This window comes from Pseudomonas sp. GM17, from assembly GCF_000282175.2.
Taxonomy (GTDB): domain Bacteria; phylum Pseudomonadota; class Gammaproteobacteria; order Pseudomonadales; family Pseudomonadaceae; genus Aquipseudomonas; species Aquipseudomonas chlororaphis.
The window spans coordinates 1,624,554-1,640,704 of record NZ_CP124732.1 but is presented as its reverse complement, the minus strand read 5'-3'; the positions used below and the strand labels follow the sequence as shown (position 1 = coordinate 1,640,704).

Sequence of the window (16,151 nt, the reverse complement as noted above, 5' to 3'; positions counted from 1 at the left end):
AGGCTGAGGCGAGCCAGATTGCTCCATTCGAAATAACCATGGTAGAAGGCATAACTTCATACAGCCCATTCCGATATCGAATACCCATGGACAGCCTCAAAGCCATGCACTGCTTCGTCCGCGCCGCCGAGCTGGGCAGCCTGTCGTCGGCCGCCCGGGAGCTGGGCAGCACTCAGCCCACTATCAGCAAGCTGGTGGCGGCCCTGGAACAGCAGTTAGGCACCCGCCTGCTCATCCGCGGCACCAGCGGGCTGACGCCCACCGAACAGGGCAAGCGCTTCTACGAACGGGCGAAAGCCGTGCTGGAGGAATACAGCGAAGCGGTGGCCGAGGTGCGCGGCCTGACCGAGCGCCCCGAAGGCGTGCTGCGGGTTAACGTGCCAGTGAGCCTGGGGGTGTTGCACCTCAATGCCTTGCTGCTGGCGTTCATGGCGCAATACCCGGACATCGAGGTGGAGCTGATCTTCAATGATCGCTTCGTCGACCTCACCGAGGAAAACATCGACCTGGCCCTGCGCCTGGGCGGTGACCTGCCGCCCAACGCCATCGCCCGGCGCATCGCCACGTCGCCGCGCTACCTGGTGGCGGCACCCGAGTACCTGCGCCAGCATGCACCCTTGAACAGCCCGGCCGACCTCAGCGGCCACAACTTCCTACGCTTCGCCTGGCTGGCCGCAGGCGACCGCTTGGAGCTGAGCAGCCCCCACGGCGAGAAGGTCAGTGTCATCACCCAAGGGCGCTATAGAACCAACAGCTCGCTGGCCATTCGCGACGGCGTGCTGCAAGGCGCCGGTCTTTGCATCACTCCGGCCTGGCTGGTCAGCGACCTGCTGGACAGCGGACAGTTGGTGCGGGTCCTGCCCGACTGGAGCGGCCCGCCGAACGAGGCGTTCCTGATCTACCCCGAGCGCCGCTACCGGCCCCTGCGGGTGCGCTTGCTCATGGAGTACCTCGCCGAGCACATCGCACAGCTGCCCGGGTTCATACCCTGACCGCGGTAGAAGAACTACTCGGGCAAAGCCCGCCGAAACCACTCGTTTTTCCTGGAAGCAAAAACGCCCCGATTGAACGGCCATGACCATTCAACCGGGGCGTTTTCGATCCGCCATCGACCACTACAGGCGGAAGCTGCCCATCTGTTGCGTCAACTCATCGCTCACCCGACGCAAGGTCTGGCAGTCCTGCTGGCAACGCAAGGTTTCACTGGAGGTGGAGTGCGCCAAGTCGGCGATCCCCTGAACGTTGCGGTTGATTTCCTCAGTCACCGAAGACTGCTCCTCGGTCGCCGTGGCCACCTGGCTGTTCATGTCGCTGATCTGCTCGATCTGGGCAGCGATCGCCTCCAGCGACTGGTTGGTTCGCTGGCTGGCCTGCACCCCGGTCTGCGTCGCCGCCTGGCCGGCACGCATCGAGTTCACGGCCGTTTCCGCCCCTTGCTTGAGCCCCAGAATCATCTGCTGGATTTCATCGGTCGAATTCTGGGTGCGCCCCGCCAGGGTCCGGACTTCATCGGCCACCACGGCAAACCCTCTGCCCAACTCACCGGCCCGCGCCGCCTCGATGGCGGCGTTCAGGGCCAGCAGATTGGTCTGTTCGGAAATGCCACGAATCACCGCCAACACCTGATCGATGGACGCTACGTGATCGGCCAGTTCCCCCACCGAATGGTCCGCGGTACCAATTTCCAGCGCCATACGCTCGATATGCGCGGTGGATTCGCCGACGATGCCGCTGGCCTGGTGCGCTTCCTGCCGCGCCGCATGCGACGCCTGGGCCGCCCCGTTGGCATTGCGGGCAATTTCCTGGACAGTCAGGCCCATTTCATGGACCGCCGTGGCCACCAGATCGGTCATCTCGTGTTGTTGAGTGGCCCGGGCCGCGGTGTCTTCCACCACCTGGGCCACCTGGGCGACCGCGACACGCAACTGCTCGCTGGTTCCGGTCGCCGCGCCGATCAGCCCTCGCAGTTTATCGGTCATCACTCGCACGCTACCCAGGGCGCTTTTTTGTGGCGCATCGGGAATCGACACCCCCAGATTGCCGGCCGCGATCTCGTTCAACACCCGATCGAGCTCGGTGGGAGCGCCTCCCAGTTGCTCCAGAATCTGCCTGCGTCCCAGGTAGATGAGCAGGCCGATCTCGCCGATCAGCATCAGCAGGACTACCACGAACAGGTTCTGCGCGACATCCAACTCATGGTTCGCTCGGGTCACTTCGGCCAGGGTCCGACTTTCCATCAACCCGAAAAAGTCGTCCACCGGTTTCATGATCTGTGCCTTGAAGGCATGGTATTGCGGGCTGTGCACCAGCGTGCGGGCCAGGGCGAGATCGGGTTCGCCGGCCACTGTGTAATTGCCCTGGGCATCGGCGAACTTGCCCTTGACCGCGTTCATCGCCTTGACTTCAAGTTGTACCAGGCTGTCGGAATTGTTCTGTGCCTCCTGGAGCTTGGCGAACTCTTCCTCGGTGAACCCTTCTTGCTTCATCAACGTTTGCAACGCCACCGTTTCTCCATCAGGGCGAGGCTGGGTATTGCCCGCGGCGACAAAGTCCCAGTAGATGCGGTGATAGTCTTTCGGACGTGGTGCCTTGCCATTGCGAATGTCCAGGATCTTCAGATATTCGCGCTCGTATTCCGGGTTCGCCGTTACCACATAAGTACGCCCCAGGCGTGTCAGGTCATCGGAGCTCTGACGCATTTCATCGGCCAATAGGTAGGACCGATAACGTTTTTCGCTAACCTCGCGAGCATCGCTCGCCGATTGCTTGAGGGCCATGAAGGTATATAGCAGGCCTGCAAAAGTTGCGACTATCACAACTAACGTGTACTGGATCGCTCTCGAACTACTGGCTGTTTTCATTTTTATTATTCCTGATACTGCAGATTTTTATGCAAGAACGGCAAAAGCTAAAAGTACGTTTTTTGACAGCGCTTAATACTTGGCGAGGTAACCGCTACGCTCCTTTCAATACTTTTAACCTTCCCTGAAAACCTCCCCTTCATCGTGGTGCATGATGCTCCCGACGCTGCCACTCTACGCCGAATCCTGATACCGGAAGCAGAATCGAACAAAAATCTCACACAGGTATTTCCTTATGGAAAAAACCAGAAAAACCCGTAGCGCTAGTTGGATCCAATTTTCTTCAAGCGATATAAACGACATGCACAGGCATGCTGTTTTTCACCTGAAAAACAAAGTCCGTATTGTTCTCTCCAAGATAATCGTCGTGGCGCCGCTTATCTTTAACCGCATTGCATCCCGCTCGTCCGGACACTGATCAATGGCCATCCCGATCCCCTTTTGGCCAACCCCGTGCTGTGAATCACAAGCACCCTCGGCAAGAATCGAACCCGGACCACCGACTCGAGTGACCTACGCTGTCACCAGAACCGCCCTTGTGAACCTTGACCCTCTTTAGTCCTTTGCCTTTCAAGGACCGCCTGCCGCGTACAGAACATAAAAACCATCGCCACGCTGGGGAAACCATTCATGGCCACTATGAAACGCATACTGAGTGCCACCGTTTGTGGGCTGTCGCTGCTGGCCGGCGCGGCACAGGCCGAGCAGCGCGAGCTGCGGGTGTACAACTGGGCCGACTACATCCTGCCGTCGGTGCCCAAGGACTTCGCCAAGAACAGCGGCATCAAAGTGACCTGGGACACCTTCGATACCAACGAATCCCTCGAAGCCAAGCTGCTGACCGGCAACTCGGGCTACGACCTGGTGGTGCCGTCGAACCAGTTCCTCGACACCCAGATCAAGGCCGGGGTGTTCCAGAAGCTCGACAAGTCCAAGCTGCCCAACTGGAAGCACCAGGACCCCGAGCTGCTCAAGCTGCTGGACCGCAACGACCCAGGCAACCAGTACGGCGTGCCCTACATGTACGGCACGGTGCTGATCGGCTTCAACCCTGCCAAGGTCAAGGCCGCGCTGGGCGACAACGCGCCGGTGGACAGCTGGGACCTGGTGTTCAAGCCGGAGAACATGGAGAAGCTCAAATCCTGCGGCGTGGCCATGCTCGACTCGCCGTCGGAAATCCTGCCGCTGGCCCTGCATTACCTGGGGCTGGACCCCAACAGCCAGAACCCGCAGGACTATGAAAAAGCCAAGGAGCTGATGCTGAAGATCCGCCCCTACGTCACCTACTTCAACTCGGCCAAATACATGACCGATATCGCCAATGGCGACATCTGCGTGGCCATCGGTTACTCCGGCAGCTTCTACCAGTTCGGCAATCGCGCCAAAGAGGCCGGCAACGGCGTGGTGGTGGACTGGCGCCTGCCCAAGGAAGGCGCGCCGATCTGGTTCGACACTTTCGCCATTCCCAAGAGCGCGAAGAATGTCGCCGAGGCCCATGAGTTCCTCAACACCCTGCTGGACCCGAAAGTCATCGCGCCCATCAGTGATTTCCTCGGTTACCCCAACGCCAACAAGGATTCGATTGCCCTGATCAACAAGGAGATCACCGGCAATACCGACCTGACGCCAACCCCCGAAGCCCTGAAGAAGCTCTATGTGGTGCAGCCGCTGCCGCAAAAGCTGGAGCGCGTGCGGACTCGGGTCTGGACCAGCATCAAGTCGGATAAATAATCCGCCCTCAGGCAGCACCGCCCTGGGGCTGCCTGGCCTTCACTTCAGCTCGAACACCAGGCAGGGATTGTCATTCAAGCGCCCCTCGAACACCGGGGTCGCCTGTTCCAGCGCAGTTCCCGTCAACAATGCCCGATCCTTGCGCGCCAGGATCACCCAGGCCGGACGCGGCAACGACGCCAGCGGCGACAGATCGTCCTTGCCGATAAACCGCGGCTGCTCATCGTGGTCCAGGTTCATCATGTAGCGCACCGCCCAGGTGTCTTTGCCCAGGTTGAGAAACACCAGGGTGCCGCGGTCCTCCCCACGCAGTTGCTCGACCTGCCCGACAAAACCCCGGGTGGCGAATTGCAGGTCCTTGGCCGGCTCGATCACCTTCACCAGCAGCCACCACTGCGCCGCCAGGGCCAACAGGCTGAGCAGCACCAGGCGCCGCCCGGGCGCATTGCGAGTGGTTTGCCAGCCATGCAGCGCCAGCACCTGCAGGCCGAAAAACACCGCCATCATCAGCGGCAATGACAGCGCCGGCCAATAACCGTGTTTCTGCCAACTGTGCCGACAGACCAGCAGCACCACGGCGCACAAGCCCGGCAACAGCACCACCAGGCCGAGATAAAACCAGCGCACCCTGAGCAGCCAGCGCTGCGGATGGAGCAGGCCGTAAGCCGCGACCGCCGCGAACATCGGCACCATGGGCAGGATGTAATAGGCACGCTTGAAGTGCGGCACCGACAAGCCGAGCAGGATCATCAATCCACAGGCGCCCAGGCGTGCCAGCAGTTGCAGCTTGTCGTCCGTGTGCCGCATGGACCATTGCCGACGCAGCACGAACAGCGTCGCCAGCGCCAGCGGCACCACCGGGAAGTACCGGTAGAGGCTGAGCTGAAAGTAGAAATACAGCGGCTCGCCGCTTTCATCGAGGCGCCCGCCGACCTGCATCTGGTAGACCTGTCGGGCGAAGGCTTCGCCGCCACTGAACTGCGCCAGTTGCATCAACGCCCACCAGCAGGCAGCCAGCAGGATCAGGCCGATCAGCCCATGGGCGAGTACCTTGCTCAGCAACCGCCAGCCGTCACCCGGTGCCCGGCAAATACTCAATGCCCAGTAGCTGCAGGCCACGCCGCAGACCTCGATCAGCCCCAAGGGGCCGCGGATAGCGAAGGCGATGACGAACAGCGGAAAAATCGCGTACTGGCGCCATTTGGAACCCAGCTGCTCGCCGCTGTGCAGCAGGTAAAAACAGCCCAGGCACAGCAGCGAGACCATCTGGTCCAGGCATACCGAGCGCGACTTCTCCAGCCACTGGGTGGTCAGCGCCGTGAGCAGCACCGCCAGCAGCGCCCAGGTGCGGTCGAACGGCGCCAGCAGGCGGTACAGCAACGCCAGCACCCCGGCCGAGGCCAGCGCCGTGGGCAGGATATTGGCCAATTCGTTAGGGGCGCCGAACAGCTGGGCAAAGCCATAGCTGAACAAGGTGGCGGTGCCCGGATAGTCCGGGTAAGGCTCGCCGTAGGTGGTGGGGAACAGGCTCGCGCCGTGGCGGAACATCTCCTGCAGGAACAACCACCAGCGCCCGTCGAAGCCTTGCGCTGGCTGGTCCCAGATGCCGAAAGTGAACAGGAACAAAGCGAGCAGAAAGACGCCCAACATCTCGATGCGAATGCGGTGGTGGTCCATGGATGATCCGTCAGAGGGTGCGTTGCCCGAAGGCTTGGGCATGCCGGCTGCCATGTTGCAGCCGCAGGCCCTGAACCATCCCTGAACAGGCCGCAAAAAATCCCGGCCCGTCCATCAGCCCTACTCGCAAAGACAGGCTGGCGTCCCACTCCCTCCTGATCGCTCAGCCTGGCGTACTCAGTCCTCCTGCCGCAGAAATGGCAGCAGATGAGCAATAAAGGCCTCGGGCGCCTCCTCGGTAATGAAGTGACCACACCCCGGCACTATCGCCCCCTGAAGTCTCAGGGCATTGCCCTTCATCGTCAGCAACGGCGCATCGTTAGTGGCATGTTCGGCGCCAATCGCCAGGACCGGCATTGCCAGTGGGCGGCTGGCACGCTCGCGGTTCTGCCGGATGCTCTCGGGGATGGCCCGGTAATAGGCGAACCCGCCCCGCAGCCCACCGGGCACCGAGTAGGCTTTGACATAGGTCTGGACCGCGACCCGCTCCTGATGCACCGACCACTTTTCGAACATGTAGGCCAGGTACTGCGCCTCTCGCCCGGCGATCAGCATCTCCGGCAAGTCCTGCAACTGGTTGAACATGAAGTGCCAGAGAAAGATGTTCTGCCCCGCAGGCGCGAAGATCGTCGGCGCCTCGGCCAGGCCGGGAATCACCGCCTCCGTCAGGGCCAGTTTCTCCACCGCCTGCGGATAGTCGCAGGCCAGCGCGTAGGCCACCCACATGCCGACATCGTGCCCCACCACCGAGTACTGGCTGTAACCCAGTTCCAGCATCAAAGCCTGCAGACGAGATGCCGTGGTGCCGGTGTCGTAGCCCTGCTCGGGGCGATCGGACAAGCCCATGCCGGGCAGGTCGACCGCGATCGCCCGGTAACCCTGCCCGGCCAGCGCCTGCATGACATGGCGCCAGGTGAACCAGGTCTGCGGCCACCCGGGGATCAACAGCACAGGCTTGCCCTGGCCCTCACTGACATAGTGAATGCGCCCGCCGTCCACCTGTACGTAGCCATGGCGGTAATCACGCCCGGCAAAAGCCTGCTGCTCGAAAAGATCCATGCTCAGCGTCCTGGATGGGAGGGCTGGGCAATGCCCAGCAGTCGGTTGATCTGGGCCTGGTCCAGCGGCGCGCCGGCGAAGTCGTCGAAGACTTTGTCCGTCACCTGGATGATGTGCTCATTGATAAAGGCCACGCCTTCGCGCGCGCCCTGCTCCTGGTCTTTCAGGCAGCACTCCCATTCCAGGGTCGCCCAGCCGGCATAGTCATAAAGCGCCAGCTTGGAAAAGACCCCTTTGAAATCCACCTGCCCGTCGCCCAGCGACCGGAACCGCCCGGCCCGCTCGGCCCAGGGCTGATAACCGCCGTAAATGCCCTGGCGGCCGGTGGGATTGAACTCGGCGTCCTTCACATGAAACATGCGAATGAACTCGTGGTAGATATCCAGGTAGTCCAGGTAATTGAGTTGCTGCAGGACGAAATGGCTGGGGTCGAAGAGCATCTTGCAGCGCGGGTGGTTGCCGACCCGCTGCAGGAACATCTCGAAGCTCACGCCGTCATGCAGGTCCTCGCCTGGGTGGATCTCGTAGCACAGGTTCACCCCCAGCTCGTCACAGGCGTCGAGAATCGGCAGCCAGCGCTTGGCCAGCTCATTGAACGCCGAGTCGACCAGGCCTTCCGGGCGTTGTGGAAAGGGAAAGAAATAGGGCCAGGCGAACGAGCCGGAAAAGCTCCCCATATCGCTGAGCCCCAACCGGCGCGAAGCCTTGGCGGACAGTTTCAGCTGTTCGAGGGCCCACTGGGTCCTGGCGCCACTGTCGCCCCGCAGAGCCGCCGGGGCGAAGCCATCGCACAGGCTGTCGTAGGCGGGATGCACGGCCACCAACTGGCCGAACAGGTGGGTGGTCAGTTCGCTGATCACCAGCCCGTGTTCGGCCAGGGTGCCGCTGACCTCATCGCAATAATCCTGGCTGCTGGCCGCCAGGCGGACATCGAACAGGCGCTCATCCCAGGCCGGTACTTGCAGCGCCTTGAACCCCAGCCCCGCCGCCCAGGCGGCAATGGCGGGCAGGGTATTGAATGGCGGTGCCGCATCACTGAATTGAGCCAGGTGCAGGCTCGGCCCCTTGAGGGTTTTCATGGTTAACGCCCTATTGTTTGTCGGTCGACAAACAATAGGGCTCCCCTCGACACCCCGTCAATACGATGGCTTGATTTTTTTGTCGATCGACCAATAATTGGCAGCACTCCCTTTGCATCGAGAACTGGACATGGCTGGCAGACCCCGCGAATTCGACCGAAAGCAGGCCCTGTACAAGGCGCGTGATGTGTTCTGGCAGCGCGGCTTCGAGGCCACGTCCATGTCCGACCTGGTGGACGCGCTGGGCATTGCCTCGGCGCGCATCTATGCGGCCTTTGGTTCCAAGGAAGCGTTGTTTCGCGAAGCCATCGAAGTCTACGAATCAGGCGACGGCGCCTTTGCCGATGCGGCCCTGGGCGACGACATCAGTGCCCGCGATGCCATCGAGCGCATGCTCAGGGAAGCCGTCGAACTCTATACCCAGCCCGACCGGCCACTGGGCTGCATGGTGGTGTCCTCCGCCACCAATTGCTCGGCGGACAACGACGGCATCAGAGAATGGTTGGCCGAACACCGTCGCGACAGGACCCGCTCTATCATCGAGCGCCTGGAGCAGGCCGTGCGCGCTGGCGAGCTGCCCAAGCGCACCGACGTGATGTCCCTCGGGGACTGCTATGCCACGGTGCTGCATGGGCTGTCGGTGCAGGCCCGGGATGGCATCGGCAGGTCGCGCCTATTGGCGATGATTCCCATGGCCATGGCGGCCTTCGATGCGCAAACCGAAGCGGCCACTTAACACTTGCGAGCAGCCAATCGCGGACAAAAAAACGGCCCGGCGGGGTCGCCGCCAGGCCGTATTCGAGTCATTGCGCGAGTTACAGAAAGACCGCCGAGAGCATGCCCAGCGCGCCCAGGCAACAGCCGATCAGCGTGCCGCGCCCCGGCAACTCACGGAACACCGACCAGATCACCAGCGGTTCGAGCAGCAACAGCGAGGTCACCGACACCACCGTGATCATCCAGATATCGCCGACCGCCAAATAGCCCAGCCAATAGGCGCCAATCAGGCAGATACCGGCGAAACACATGATCAGTACGGGCAACGCCAGGTCCGGCCATGACGTGTTGCCCGTATGCGCCAGGCGGGCGGCGACCACTTCGCTGTAGATCGCGCAGAACTCGCCCAGCACCATCAGCCCTACAGCAGAAACTCCGAGTAATTCTTTGGACATATGACAAACCCCTTGGTATTGAGAGCCAGATTTTTCAGCTCCCAGGCAGCAATGGCTCCGCTGACGGAGCCGCCATGACGATGCCGAGGGGTTTGCTCTAATTCAGTGACCGTGAGGAACCTGAACATGTCCATCTCCTGCGTGGTGGGTGGTACGGGCGCCCGCGAACGCCATGGGCGATTGCGGGCCGCTCTCTGTATAGGGTATTTCCGGGGTGGTCGACACGCGTTTTTTGTAGAGTTTGTGTGTGTGTTGTCGCGATGACACCCCGGCAAGCCTTTGTCCTCCTTATTCGAGATGCATCCATGGCCCTCCTTGAACTCCACAGCGCCCGCCTCGACCTGGTGGTGCTGGCCCCGGCCCAGGCCGAACTCGAAAGCGCCTACCACCTGGACAACCAGCAGCACCTGGCGCCCTGGTCGCCGTTACGACCTGCCCACTACTACAACCCCGAACAGGTACGCCTGCGCCTGGAACAGCAGGCGGTCGCCTATGGTTTTGGCAATGCCGTGCATTTCGCCCTGCTGGAAAAGGCCAGCGGCCAGATGATCGGCACGTGCAATTTCACCGGGATCATGCGCGGGGCGTTCCAGGCCTGTTACCTGGGTTATTCCCTTGCCGCGGCCCATCAGGGCCGGGGATTGATGCACGAGGCGCTGCAGACCGCCATCGGCCATATGTTCGACGAGTTAAAGCTGCACCGGATCATGGCCAACTACATCCCCGACAACCAGCGCAGTGCTGCATTGCTGGAACGCCTGGGGTTCGAGCGCGAAGGTTATGTCAGGGCCTACCTGCAAATCGCCGGGCGCTGGCAGGATCATGTGCTCACCGCGCGGGTCAACGACGCCCTGGTGTGACTGGCGCTACTCGGCCCGGAAGTTCCAGACGATTTCCACCACCCGCACCGCCAATATCAGGCCACGTAGCTGGCATCCGTGATGTTGTTCACTGTCTGCGCAACAGTAGTAGGGTCCGCACCTGCCACACTGAAACCGACCGTAGCAATGTTCCCTAGCAAAGAGCATTGCTTCGCACTACCAACCGTAGCGATGGACGCCCCCGATGCAGACGGAATATTGAATGAGTTCATGGCGAAACGTGTGGAACTTGGATTGTTGACCAACAATGAACCATTGGCTCTTGCAGTTGGGTTGTTCACGCTATTGTCGAAGAACTCAGAGAAACCAAGACCTGCGATCGTTCCAAAGTAGAATGACCACTCCGTGACATTCAACGTATTGCCCCTGGCTCTCAATCCCTTCCACGAAGCAGTGCCGACACCCACTACAGCAGAAGTGGCAGTTATATCGTTATTGAGCAGATCGATATTTGTAACGGCCGCGCCTATCTGAACCCCGGTATTGATAGAGGTAATGTTATTGCCAATAAATCTGCCACGTGAGGTTTGCCAGTCGATGCCAATGGATCCACCTGTGAGACTGTTACCCTCAATCAAGGGTGGCTGTTTTGGCGTATTGAGCTGGGACCTGATGCCGATGGCATTTGTGGAAAACATCTTCAAGATGTTTTTCGAAATGATGATCTGACCGTCGTGTGCAAAACCAGTTACCGAACCGATGCTTATCGCAACGGTAAAGGAGCCTTGCAGATTATTGGAGGTCGCTATGAGCCTTTCAGTATGGCTGTTGAAGAAAATTCCCAGTTGCTGTATCCCTGTTACGTTATTCCCGTAAATCAGACAGTCACTACTCGCAACGATGCTGGAGTCCGTAACCAACGGTCCCCCATTCAGGTTTATGTTCGACGATTCAACCTTGCAGAAGTGCAGGACATTACTACCGGTATTGTTGTTGATGACTCCTCCACGAGAACCCTGAGAGAAGTCTATGCAGAAGCCACCAGCACAGGACTCAAAGTTGTTGCTCGTGGCCCTGGGTCGATAACAGTTGGTAGCGACCATACCGTGAACGGTGATACTCCGAAGATCGCAGTTCTCCATCCAGATATTGGAGCAGTACTTGGACCCTTCAGGATCCAGGGCATATTGTCGACCACCGAGAAAACCGATCAACTGGCCGTCCAGAATGCAGTTTTGCAGCCCGACATTATCAACCGATCCATCAGCAACCGGATCGACAATGACCGCGGAATACCCCCCCGTGAATTTGACGCCTGAGATCACAATATTCCTGGCGTTGACCACCCTCGAAAACGCCTGCTTGGTCGTGCTACCCCAGATCAGTTCCGAGCTCTCACCTTCTCCCGTTATGTTCTGACCACTGCTCAGTGTCAGACCGGACGTCCGGTTCGGCTCGTTGCCTCCTGGATAGGAAGTGGTCGACCCGATAGGCGCCACCTTGTATCGCCCAGCCGGAATATGCACCGGCAGCCCAGTGCTGAAACAAGCCAGATATCCAGCAGTATCGTCCGTGACGGCGTCACCCTTGCAGCCAAACTGCTTCAGGGTATAGGGCGTGGTCTGGCAGAGCTTCCAGCGAAGCGTGAGGTCATCACCAATGATCACACTGCCTTTGTTGTCCGGCGTAGTGGTGTCGTTCGGGTCCTGGCGATAGGTACCTCCGCCACCATCCCCTGCGGTGTAGTACCCCAATACAAACACCACTTCACTCCCCGCTGCGGGAAGTGCTTTCAGGGCTGAAATATTGTCGACAACCCAGCTCGTACCACCCACATCGTTAATGTTTTGCAGCATGTCCTTTGCTCCTTCTTAATGAGATTCTGCTTGTTTGCGAAGGGCAAAACCAAGCATAAATACTGTGCTTATATACAGTAATCGTATCCATTAAAAATAAGCAACCCCACAATCGATACAAAAAGATCGGCATCACAATTCGGTGATAAAAAACAAAATAAATCCTTTATTTATCAAAAAGTTAAATACATAAAGTCACGTCTTGAATGCCAAGACTCAATTGAATAACCAGCCCCACATTACTGAGGTGTCTGAACTCGAGCGCGAAGGTTATGCCAGGGCCTACCTGCAAATCGCCGGGCGCTGGCAGGATCATGTGCTCACCGCACGGGTCAACGACGCCCTGGTGTGACTGGCGCTACTCGGCCCGGAAGTTCCAGACGATCTCCACCACCCGCACCGCCAATACCAGGTACACCAGGAACAGCGCGACCTGCAGCAGCCGGTGATAGGGCAGCCTGGCCAGCCGGCGCAGGCCGTCGCTGACATTGAGCAGCATCAGCAGCGCCGACACCCCGATCAGCCCCCAGCCGGTCAGGCCGGAGCCGAACAGACCCAGGAACAGGTGGTGGTCGCTGTGCAGCGCATTGGTCCCGGCGGCGAACAGCAAGGCGCAGACCAGCAGGTTCTTGACGTTGTCGAAGACCCGCGTGTTCAGGTCACCGTCCAGCAGATCCAGATACTTTCGCCATAGTTTGCGCATGTTCAAGGCACCTGTTGAGCCGCAGGAAAGAAAGACGCCCAGGGCGTTTTCAAAGATCAATCACCCGCAGGGCGCACCTCCCAGCGTAGTGACGATTGCCACAACCTGCTTGCGGTCGTTCAACCCCATGCGGTGCACCCCGTTCAACAAGGAAAACAGGCAGGAGCCTGCTGTTACCCAATCCTCCCTCGTTCACGATTTGTTAAGAATCACCTCCGTATACTCGGAGCGCCTGATCCTCCCCGGCGCAACCTCTTCGGCAGTCCCCTCATGTCGCGACCCGCACCGCTGTTGCTTCTGCTTGCCGCCCTGCTGTTCTTCTTCGCCCTGGGCAACCACCAGTTGCAGGGCTCCACCGAAGCCCGGGTCGCCGGGATCGCCATGCAGATGCACCTGGACGATGACTGGGTGACGCCGCGCCTGTTCGGCCAGCCCTTCCTGGAAAAACCGCCGCTGAGCCTGTGGCTCGATGCCAGCGCCATCCGCGTATTCGGTGGCACGCCGTGGGCGGTGCGCCTGGCCTCGGCCTTCGCCGGGCTGTTCAGCGTGATGCTGCTGTACGCCATGCTGCGCCGCTTCGGCCGCCCGCCAGCGGTGGCCTGGGTGGCCGGCGCTATGCTGGCGACCATGGCCAGTTACTGGGGCAATGTGCGCGGGGTCGGTGAAGACGCCCTGCTCAGCCTCGGCGTGACCCTGGCGCTGCTGGCGTTTTTCCAGACGCAACGGCGCCAGGCCGAACGCCAGCCGGCCACCCTGGGCTGGCTGCTGTTCGCCCTCGGCATCGCCATCGCCACTCTGAGCAAGGGCGTGCTGGGCCTAGCGATGCCGGGCGTGGTGATCTTCGCCTGGCTGCTGGCCGACAGCCTGATCGAAAAGCGCTTCGCCCTCGGCCACTGGCTCAAACCCGCCCTGCTGACCCTGCTCGGCCTGGTGCCGCTGCTGATCTGGCTGTATTTCCTGTACCAGCGCGGGGGCCTGCAAGCCCTGGGCGAAGTGCTGTGGACCAACAGCGTCGGGCGCTTCGATGGCTCCTTTGTCGAGGCCGGGCACTACGAGCCCTTCTATTACTACCTGGCCAAGCTGCCGCAAGCCTTCCTGCCGTGGAACATCCTGGTCTACCTGGGCCTGTGGCACTTTCGCAAAAGCCTGGTGAAAAACCGCTACCTGCTGTTTTTCAGCCTGTGGCTCGTGGCCCAGTTCACCCTGCTGTGCCTGGCGTCGAGCAAGCGCACCGTGTACCTGATGTCGCTGACCCCGGCCGCGGCGGTGCTGGCGGCCGAATACGCGGCAGTGCTGTACGAACGCCTGCGCCAGCGCGCCGCGGGCGATGGGTTCTGGAGCGTCGTGGGGCGTCGGCGCCGCGGCCTGGCCATAGGCGTGCTGACGCTGGTGGTGTGCAGTTACCTGGTGGCCGCGCAGTGGGCCGCGCCACGCGCCGATCGCCAGCTGTCCTTTGTGCCGCTGATCAGCGAGATCCAGACGCTACAGGCCGCCGGGAAACAGGTGGCGCTGTATCAGGCCAACGAACGCGCGGCCGGCGCCAGCGTGTTCTACACCCAGAGCCTGCTCAAGGACGTGCAGACCGAGGCCCAGCTGAATGAATTTCTCGGCACCTCGCCGAACAACGTGGCGGTCATGGCCCTGCAGGAAGACCCCAAGCCACCGCTCAAGGTACTGAAGAAGGTCACGGTCAGTCGCCAGGCCTACTACTTTGTCGGCCACTGACCGGCACAGTGAGCGCCCATAAAAAAGGCACCCTCATGGGTGCCTTTTTTTATCTCGTCGCCAGGCTTTCGCACCGGCGCCAGCATGGCTCACTGAACGGTTTTCAGCTTGACCACATCGCCGGAGACCTTGGTGGTGTAACCGCTCAATACCCAGGCCCAGAACCAGTTTTCCTGGATCTGGGTGTTGATCATTGCGTCACCGCCCTTGGCCTGGATGGCCGCGGTCTGGGCGCGAACGAAGCGGTTGTTCTGCCGGATCGGGATGACCCCGAACAGCATGATGCCGGTAGCCGTTGCTTCGCTGTGACCGACCACGGTGTACTGGCTACTATCCAGTTGCTGAGTTTTCATCGCGGTGCCGGTGCAGCCAGCCAGGGCCAGGACAACCAGCGCAGAGGCGACGATTTTGCTCAAGTGTTTCATGCATGACTCCATAAACCAGGAACCCGGGAACTCTTTTCTCCGGGGCGCGCACCCTAACAGTTCTGGTCACCCAAAAAACATCGGCAAGCGCCAAAAATTGCGCCGGGGGCCCTCTCCCGCCAGGCGCCTGGCACTGACGATTCAGTCAGCTACTGAAGCACCGTTATCGGTCCGCCGCCGCGATCGGCGCCGCGGACTGCCCGGCCCCCGGCTCGCTGTGCGCCAGCACCGGCTGCTCCAGGCGCGCGCGGCCATAAAACAGCAGCGCCGTCAGCAGGCAGGTAAGCCACACCACGATTCCCGCCCAGAAGGTATGGGACATGTAATGCCAGCCCTGCAGCACCCGGGTGGTGCCATAGACGAAACCCAGCAGCAACGAGCCGTACAGCAGCGCCTTGGCGTGGCGCCAGCGATAACGCCGGGCCACGAAGTACAGCGCCAGCATGGTGAAACCGCCCGAGGCATGGCCGCCCGGCCAGCAGCGGCCGTCACCGGCGGTCTTCAACAGCTCGAAGTTCTCATACCACTCCTTGTGCTCGATCTTGCCGGCGTACTGGGTGGTTTCCACCGGGCAGTACACGCTGGTGTGGCCCTTGAGGTAGTGAATCGCCCCGGTGCAGAGGGCGAAGGCCACCACCACGAACAGCAGGTCCCGGCGATGGCGCGCGGTAAAACGCAACACCGGCGCCACGCGGAGCTTCTCCAGCAAGGCCTTGCCGCGGCCAAACCTTGCGCTCTTGAACAGCGGCCAGACAAACGACAGCAGCAGCCCGATCAGCGCCAGCTCTCCGGTCCAGTTGGGGATGATCCGCGCCCACTTGTGGGTGATCTTCTCGAACAGATGGGAGTGATCCAGCGGGAAGGTCTGGCTCAGCGGATCGAAGAACAGGTCGCTGAAGGCGATGTCGATCCGGGTCATGTCGAACATCAGGAACACCAGCGCCGCGCACAGCAGCGGCAGGCCGAGGTTCCATTTATAAAAGCTCCAGGCCGTAAAGCGGGGACGGGAAAACGCCGGCATAGTCAGAGTCTCGGACAAGGG

At 60.8% G+C, this 16,151-nt stretch carries 14 protein-coding genes and 1 pseudogene; 6 read left to right on the top strand and 9 right to left on the bottom strand.

All coding sequences use genetic code 11. The features are described 5' to 3' along the window. The first annotated feature begins 86 nt into the window (after window positions 1-86). A complete protein-coding gene (locus tag PMI20_RS07275) occupies window positions 87-992 on the top strand; it encodes a LysR family transcriptional regulator (protein WP_007920814.1) in 906 nt (301 codons plus the stop codon). Window positions 993-1,115: 123 nt separating this feature from the next. On the opposite strand, the gene PMI20_RS30920 is transcribed toward PMI20_RS07275, so the two are convergent. Then, window positions 1,116-1,694 carry a methyl-accepting chemotaxis protein gene (locus PMI20_RS30920; protein WP_493185556.1) on the bottom strand — a complete coding sequence of 193 codons (579 nt, stop codon included), beginning with the start codon at window positions 1,692-1,694 and terminating at the stop codon, window positions 1,116-1,118. Window positions 1,695-3,491: 1,797 nt separating this feature from the next. Between PMI20_RS30920 and PMI20_RS07265 the strand changes: the two genes are divergently transcribed. Further along, window positions 3,492-4,592 carry a polyamine ABC transporter substrate-binding protein gene (locus PMI20_RS07265; protein WP_007920812.1) on the top strand — a complete coding sequence of 367 codons (1,101 nt, stop codon included), beginning with the start codon at window positions 3,492-3,494 and terminating at the stop codon, window positions 4,590-4,592. Window positions 4,593-4,631: 39 nt separating this feature from the next. Here the strand turns inward: PMI20_RS07265 and PMI20_RS07260 are convergent, their stop codons facing one another. From PMI20_RS07260 to PMI20_RS07250, 3 genes are all read right to left on the bottom strand, one after another. Then, entirely contained in the window at window positions 4,632-6,269 is a 1,638-nt protein-coding gene (locus PMI20_RS07260; protein ID WP_007920811.1) for an ArnT family glycosyltransferase, read from the bottom strand. A gap of 177 nt (window positions 6,270-6,446) precedes the next feature. After that, window positions 6,447-7,328, bottom strand: coding sequence for an alpha/beta fold hydrolase (locus PMI20_RS07255; RefSeq protein ID WP_007920810.1), 882 nt, complete (start codon window positions 7,326-7,328; stop codon window positions 6,447-6,449). Window positions 7,329-7,330: 2 nt separating this feature from the next. Beyond that, on the bottom strand, window positions 7,331-8,407 hold the full coding sequence (locus PMI20_RS07250; RefSeq protein ID WP_007920809.1) for a sugar phosphate isomerase/epimerase family protein: 1,077 nt from the start codon (window positions 8,405-8,407) through the stop codon (window positions 7,331-7,333). Between the two features lie 130 nt (window positions 8,408-8,537). Here PMI20_RS07250 and PMI20_RS07245 point away from each other — a divergent pair, with 130 nt between their 5' ends. Beyond that, window positions 8,538-9,143, top strand: a complete 606-nt coding sequence (locus PMI20_RS07245) for a TetR/AcrR family transcriptional regulator (protein ID WP_007920808.1) — start codon at window positions 8,538-8,540, stop codon at window positions 9,141-9,143. A gap of 79 nt (window positions 9,144-9,222) precedes the next feature. Here PMI20_RS07245 and PMI20_RS07240 read toward each other — a convergent pair whose 3' ends face one another. Continuing rightward, the gene (locus PMI20_RS07240) at window positions 9,223-9,540 is read right to left on the bottom strand and encodes a hypothetical protein (RefSeq protein ID WP_009046893.1); all 318 of its coding nucleotides are present in this window, start codon (window positions 9,538-9,540) and stop codon (window positions 9,223-9,225) included. A 344-nt stretch (window positions 9,541-9,884) separates the two neighbouring features. Between PMI20_RS07240 and PMI20_RS07235 the strand changes: the two genes are divergently transcribed. Continuing rightward, window positions 9,885-10,439: a GNAT family N-acetyltransferase gene (locus PMI20_RS07235; protein ID WP_007920800.1), complete on the top strand. Its 555-nt coding sequence runs from the start codon at window positions 9,885-9,887 to the stop codon at window positions 10,437-10,439. Between the two features lie 56 nt (window positions 10,440-10,495). On the opposite strand, the gene PMI20_RS07230 is transcribed toward PMI20_RS07235, so the two are convergent. Beyond that, window positions 10,496-12,256, bottom strand: coding sequence for a putative phage tail protein (locus PMI20_RS07230; RefSeq protein WP_007920799.1), 1,761 nt, complete (start codon window positions 12,254-12,256; stop codon window positions 10,496-10,498). A 259-nt stretch (window positions 12,257-12,515) separates the two neighbouring features. On the opposite strand from PMI20_RS07230, the pseudogene PMI20_RS07225 reads away from it, so the two are divergent. Beyond that, window positions 12,516-12,608, top strand: a pseudogene (locus tag PMI20_RS07225) (30S ribosomal protein S5 alanine N-acetyltransferase); the annotation flags it as partial. A gap of 6 nt (window positions 12,609-12,614) precedes the next feature. On the opposite strand, the gene PMI20_RS07220 reads toward PMI20_RS07225, so the two are convergent. After that, entirely contained in the window at window positions 12,615-12,959 is a 345-nt protein-coding gene (locus PMI20_RS07220; protein ID WP_007920795.1) for a hypothetical protein, read from the bottom strand. 270 nt (window positions 12,960-13,229) lie between these two features. On the opposite strand from PMI20_RS07220, the gene PMI20_RS07215 reads away from it, so the two are divergent. Then, window positions 13,230-14,684, top strand: coding sequence for an ArnT family glycosyltransferase (locus tag PMI20_RS07215; RefSeq protein WP_007920793.1), 1,455 nt, complete (start codon window positions 13,230-13,232; stop codon window positions 14,682-14,684). 89 nt (window positions 14,685-14,773) lie between these two features. Here the strand turns inward: PMI20_RS07215 and PMI20_RS07210 are convergent, their stop codons facing one another. Then, a complete protein-coding gene (locus PMI20_RS07210) occupies window positions 14,774-15,109 on the bottom strand; it encodes a hypothetical protein (protein ID WP_007920784.1) in 336 nt (111 codons plus the stop codon). Between the two features lie 163 nt (window positions 15,110-15,272). Next, entirely contained in the window at window positions 15,273-16,130 is an 858-nt protein-coding gene (locus PMI20_RS07205) for a phosphatase PAP2 family protein (protein WP_007920782.1), read from the bottom strand. Between the last annotated feature and the right edge of the window lie 21 nt (window positions 16,131-16,151).

Coding starts and splice junctions, on each gene's coding strand:
- PMI20_RS07265 (WP_007920812.1), top strand. CDS start 3,492: ATGGCCACTATGAAACGCATACTGAGTGCCACCGTTTGTGGGCTGTCG.
- PMI20_RS07240 (WP_009046893.1), bottom strand. CDS start 9,540: ATGGTGCTGGGCGAGTTCTGCGCGATCTACAGCGAAGTGGTCGCCGCC.
- PMI20_RS07275 (WP_007920814.1), top strand. CDS start 87: ATGGACAGCCTCAAAGCCATGCACTGCTTCGTCCGCGCCGCCGAGCTG.
- PMI20_RS07220 (WP_007920795.1), bottom strand. CDS start 12,959: ATGCGCAAACTATGGCGAAAGTATCTGGATCTGCTGGACGGTGACCTG.
- PMI20_RS07230 (WP_007920799.1), bottom strand. CDS start 12,256: ATGCTGCAAAACATTAACGATGTGGGTGGTACGAGCTGGGTTGTCGAC.
- PMI20_RS07205 (WP_007920782.1), bottom strand. CDS start 16,130: ATGCCGGCGTTTTCCCGTCCCCGCTTTACGGCCTGGAGCTTTTATAAA.
- PMI20_RS07235 (WP_007920800.1), top strand. CDS start 9,885: ATGGCCCTCCTTGAACTCCACAGCGCCCGCCTCGACCTGGTGGTGCTG.
- PMI20_RS07215 (WP_007920793.1), top strand. CDS start 13,230: ATGTCGCGACCCGCACCGCTGTTGCTTCTGCTTGCCGCCCTGCTGTTC.
- PMI20_RS07210 (WP_007920784.1), bottom strand. CDS start 15,109: ATGAAACACTTGAGCAAAATCGTCGCCTCTGCGCTGGTTGTCCTGGCC.
- PMI20_RS07245 (WP_007920808.1), top strand. CDS start 8,538: ATGGCTGGCAGACCCCGCGAATTCGACCGAAAGCAGGCCCTGTACAAG.
- PMI20_RS07250 (WP_007920809.1), bottom strand. CDS start 8,407: ATGAAAACCCTCAAGGGGCCGAGCCTGCACCTGGCTCAATTCAGTGAT.
- PMI20_RS07255 (WP_007920810.1), bottom strand. CDS start 7,328: ATGGATCTTTTCGAGCAGCAGGCTTTTGCCGGGCGTGATTACCGCCAT.
- PMI20_RS07260 (WP_007920811.1), bottom strand. CDS start 6,269: ATGGACCACCACCGCATTCGCATCGAGATGTTGGGCGTCTTTCTGCTC.
- PMI20_RS30920 (WP_493185556.1), bottom strand. CDS start 1,694: ATGGCGCTGGAAATTGGTACCGCGGACCATTCGGTGGGGGAACTGGCC.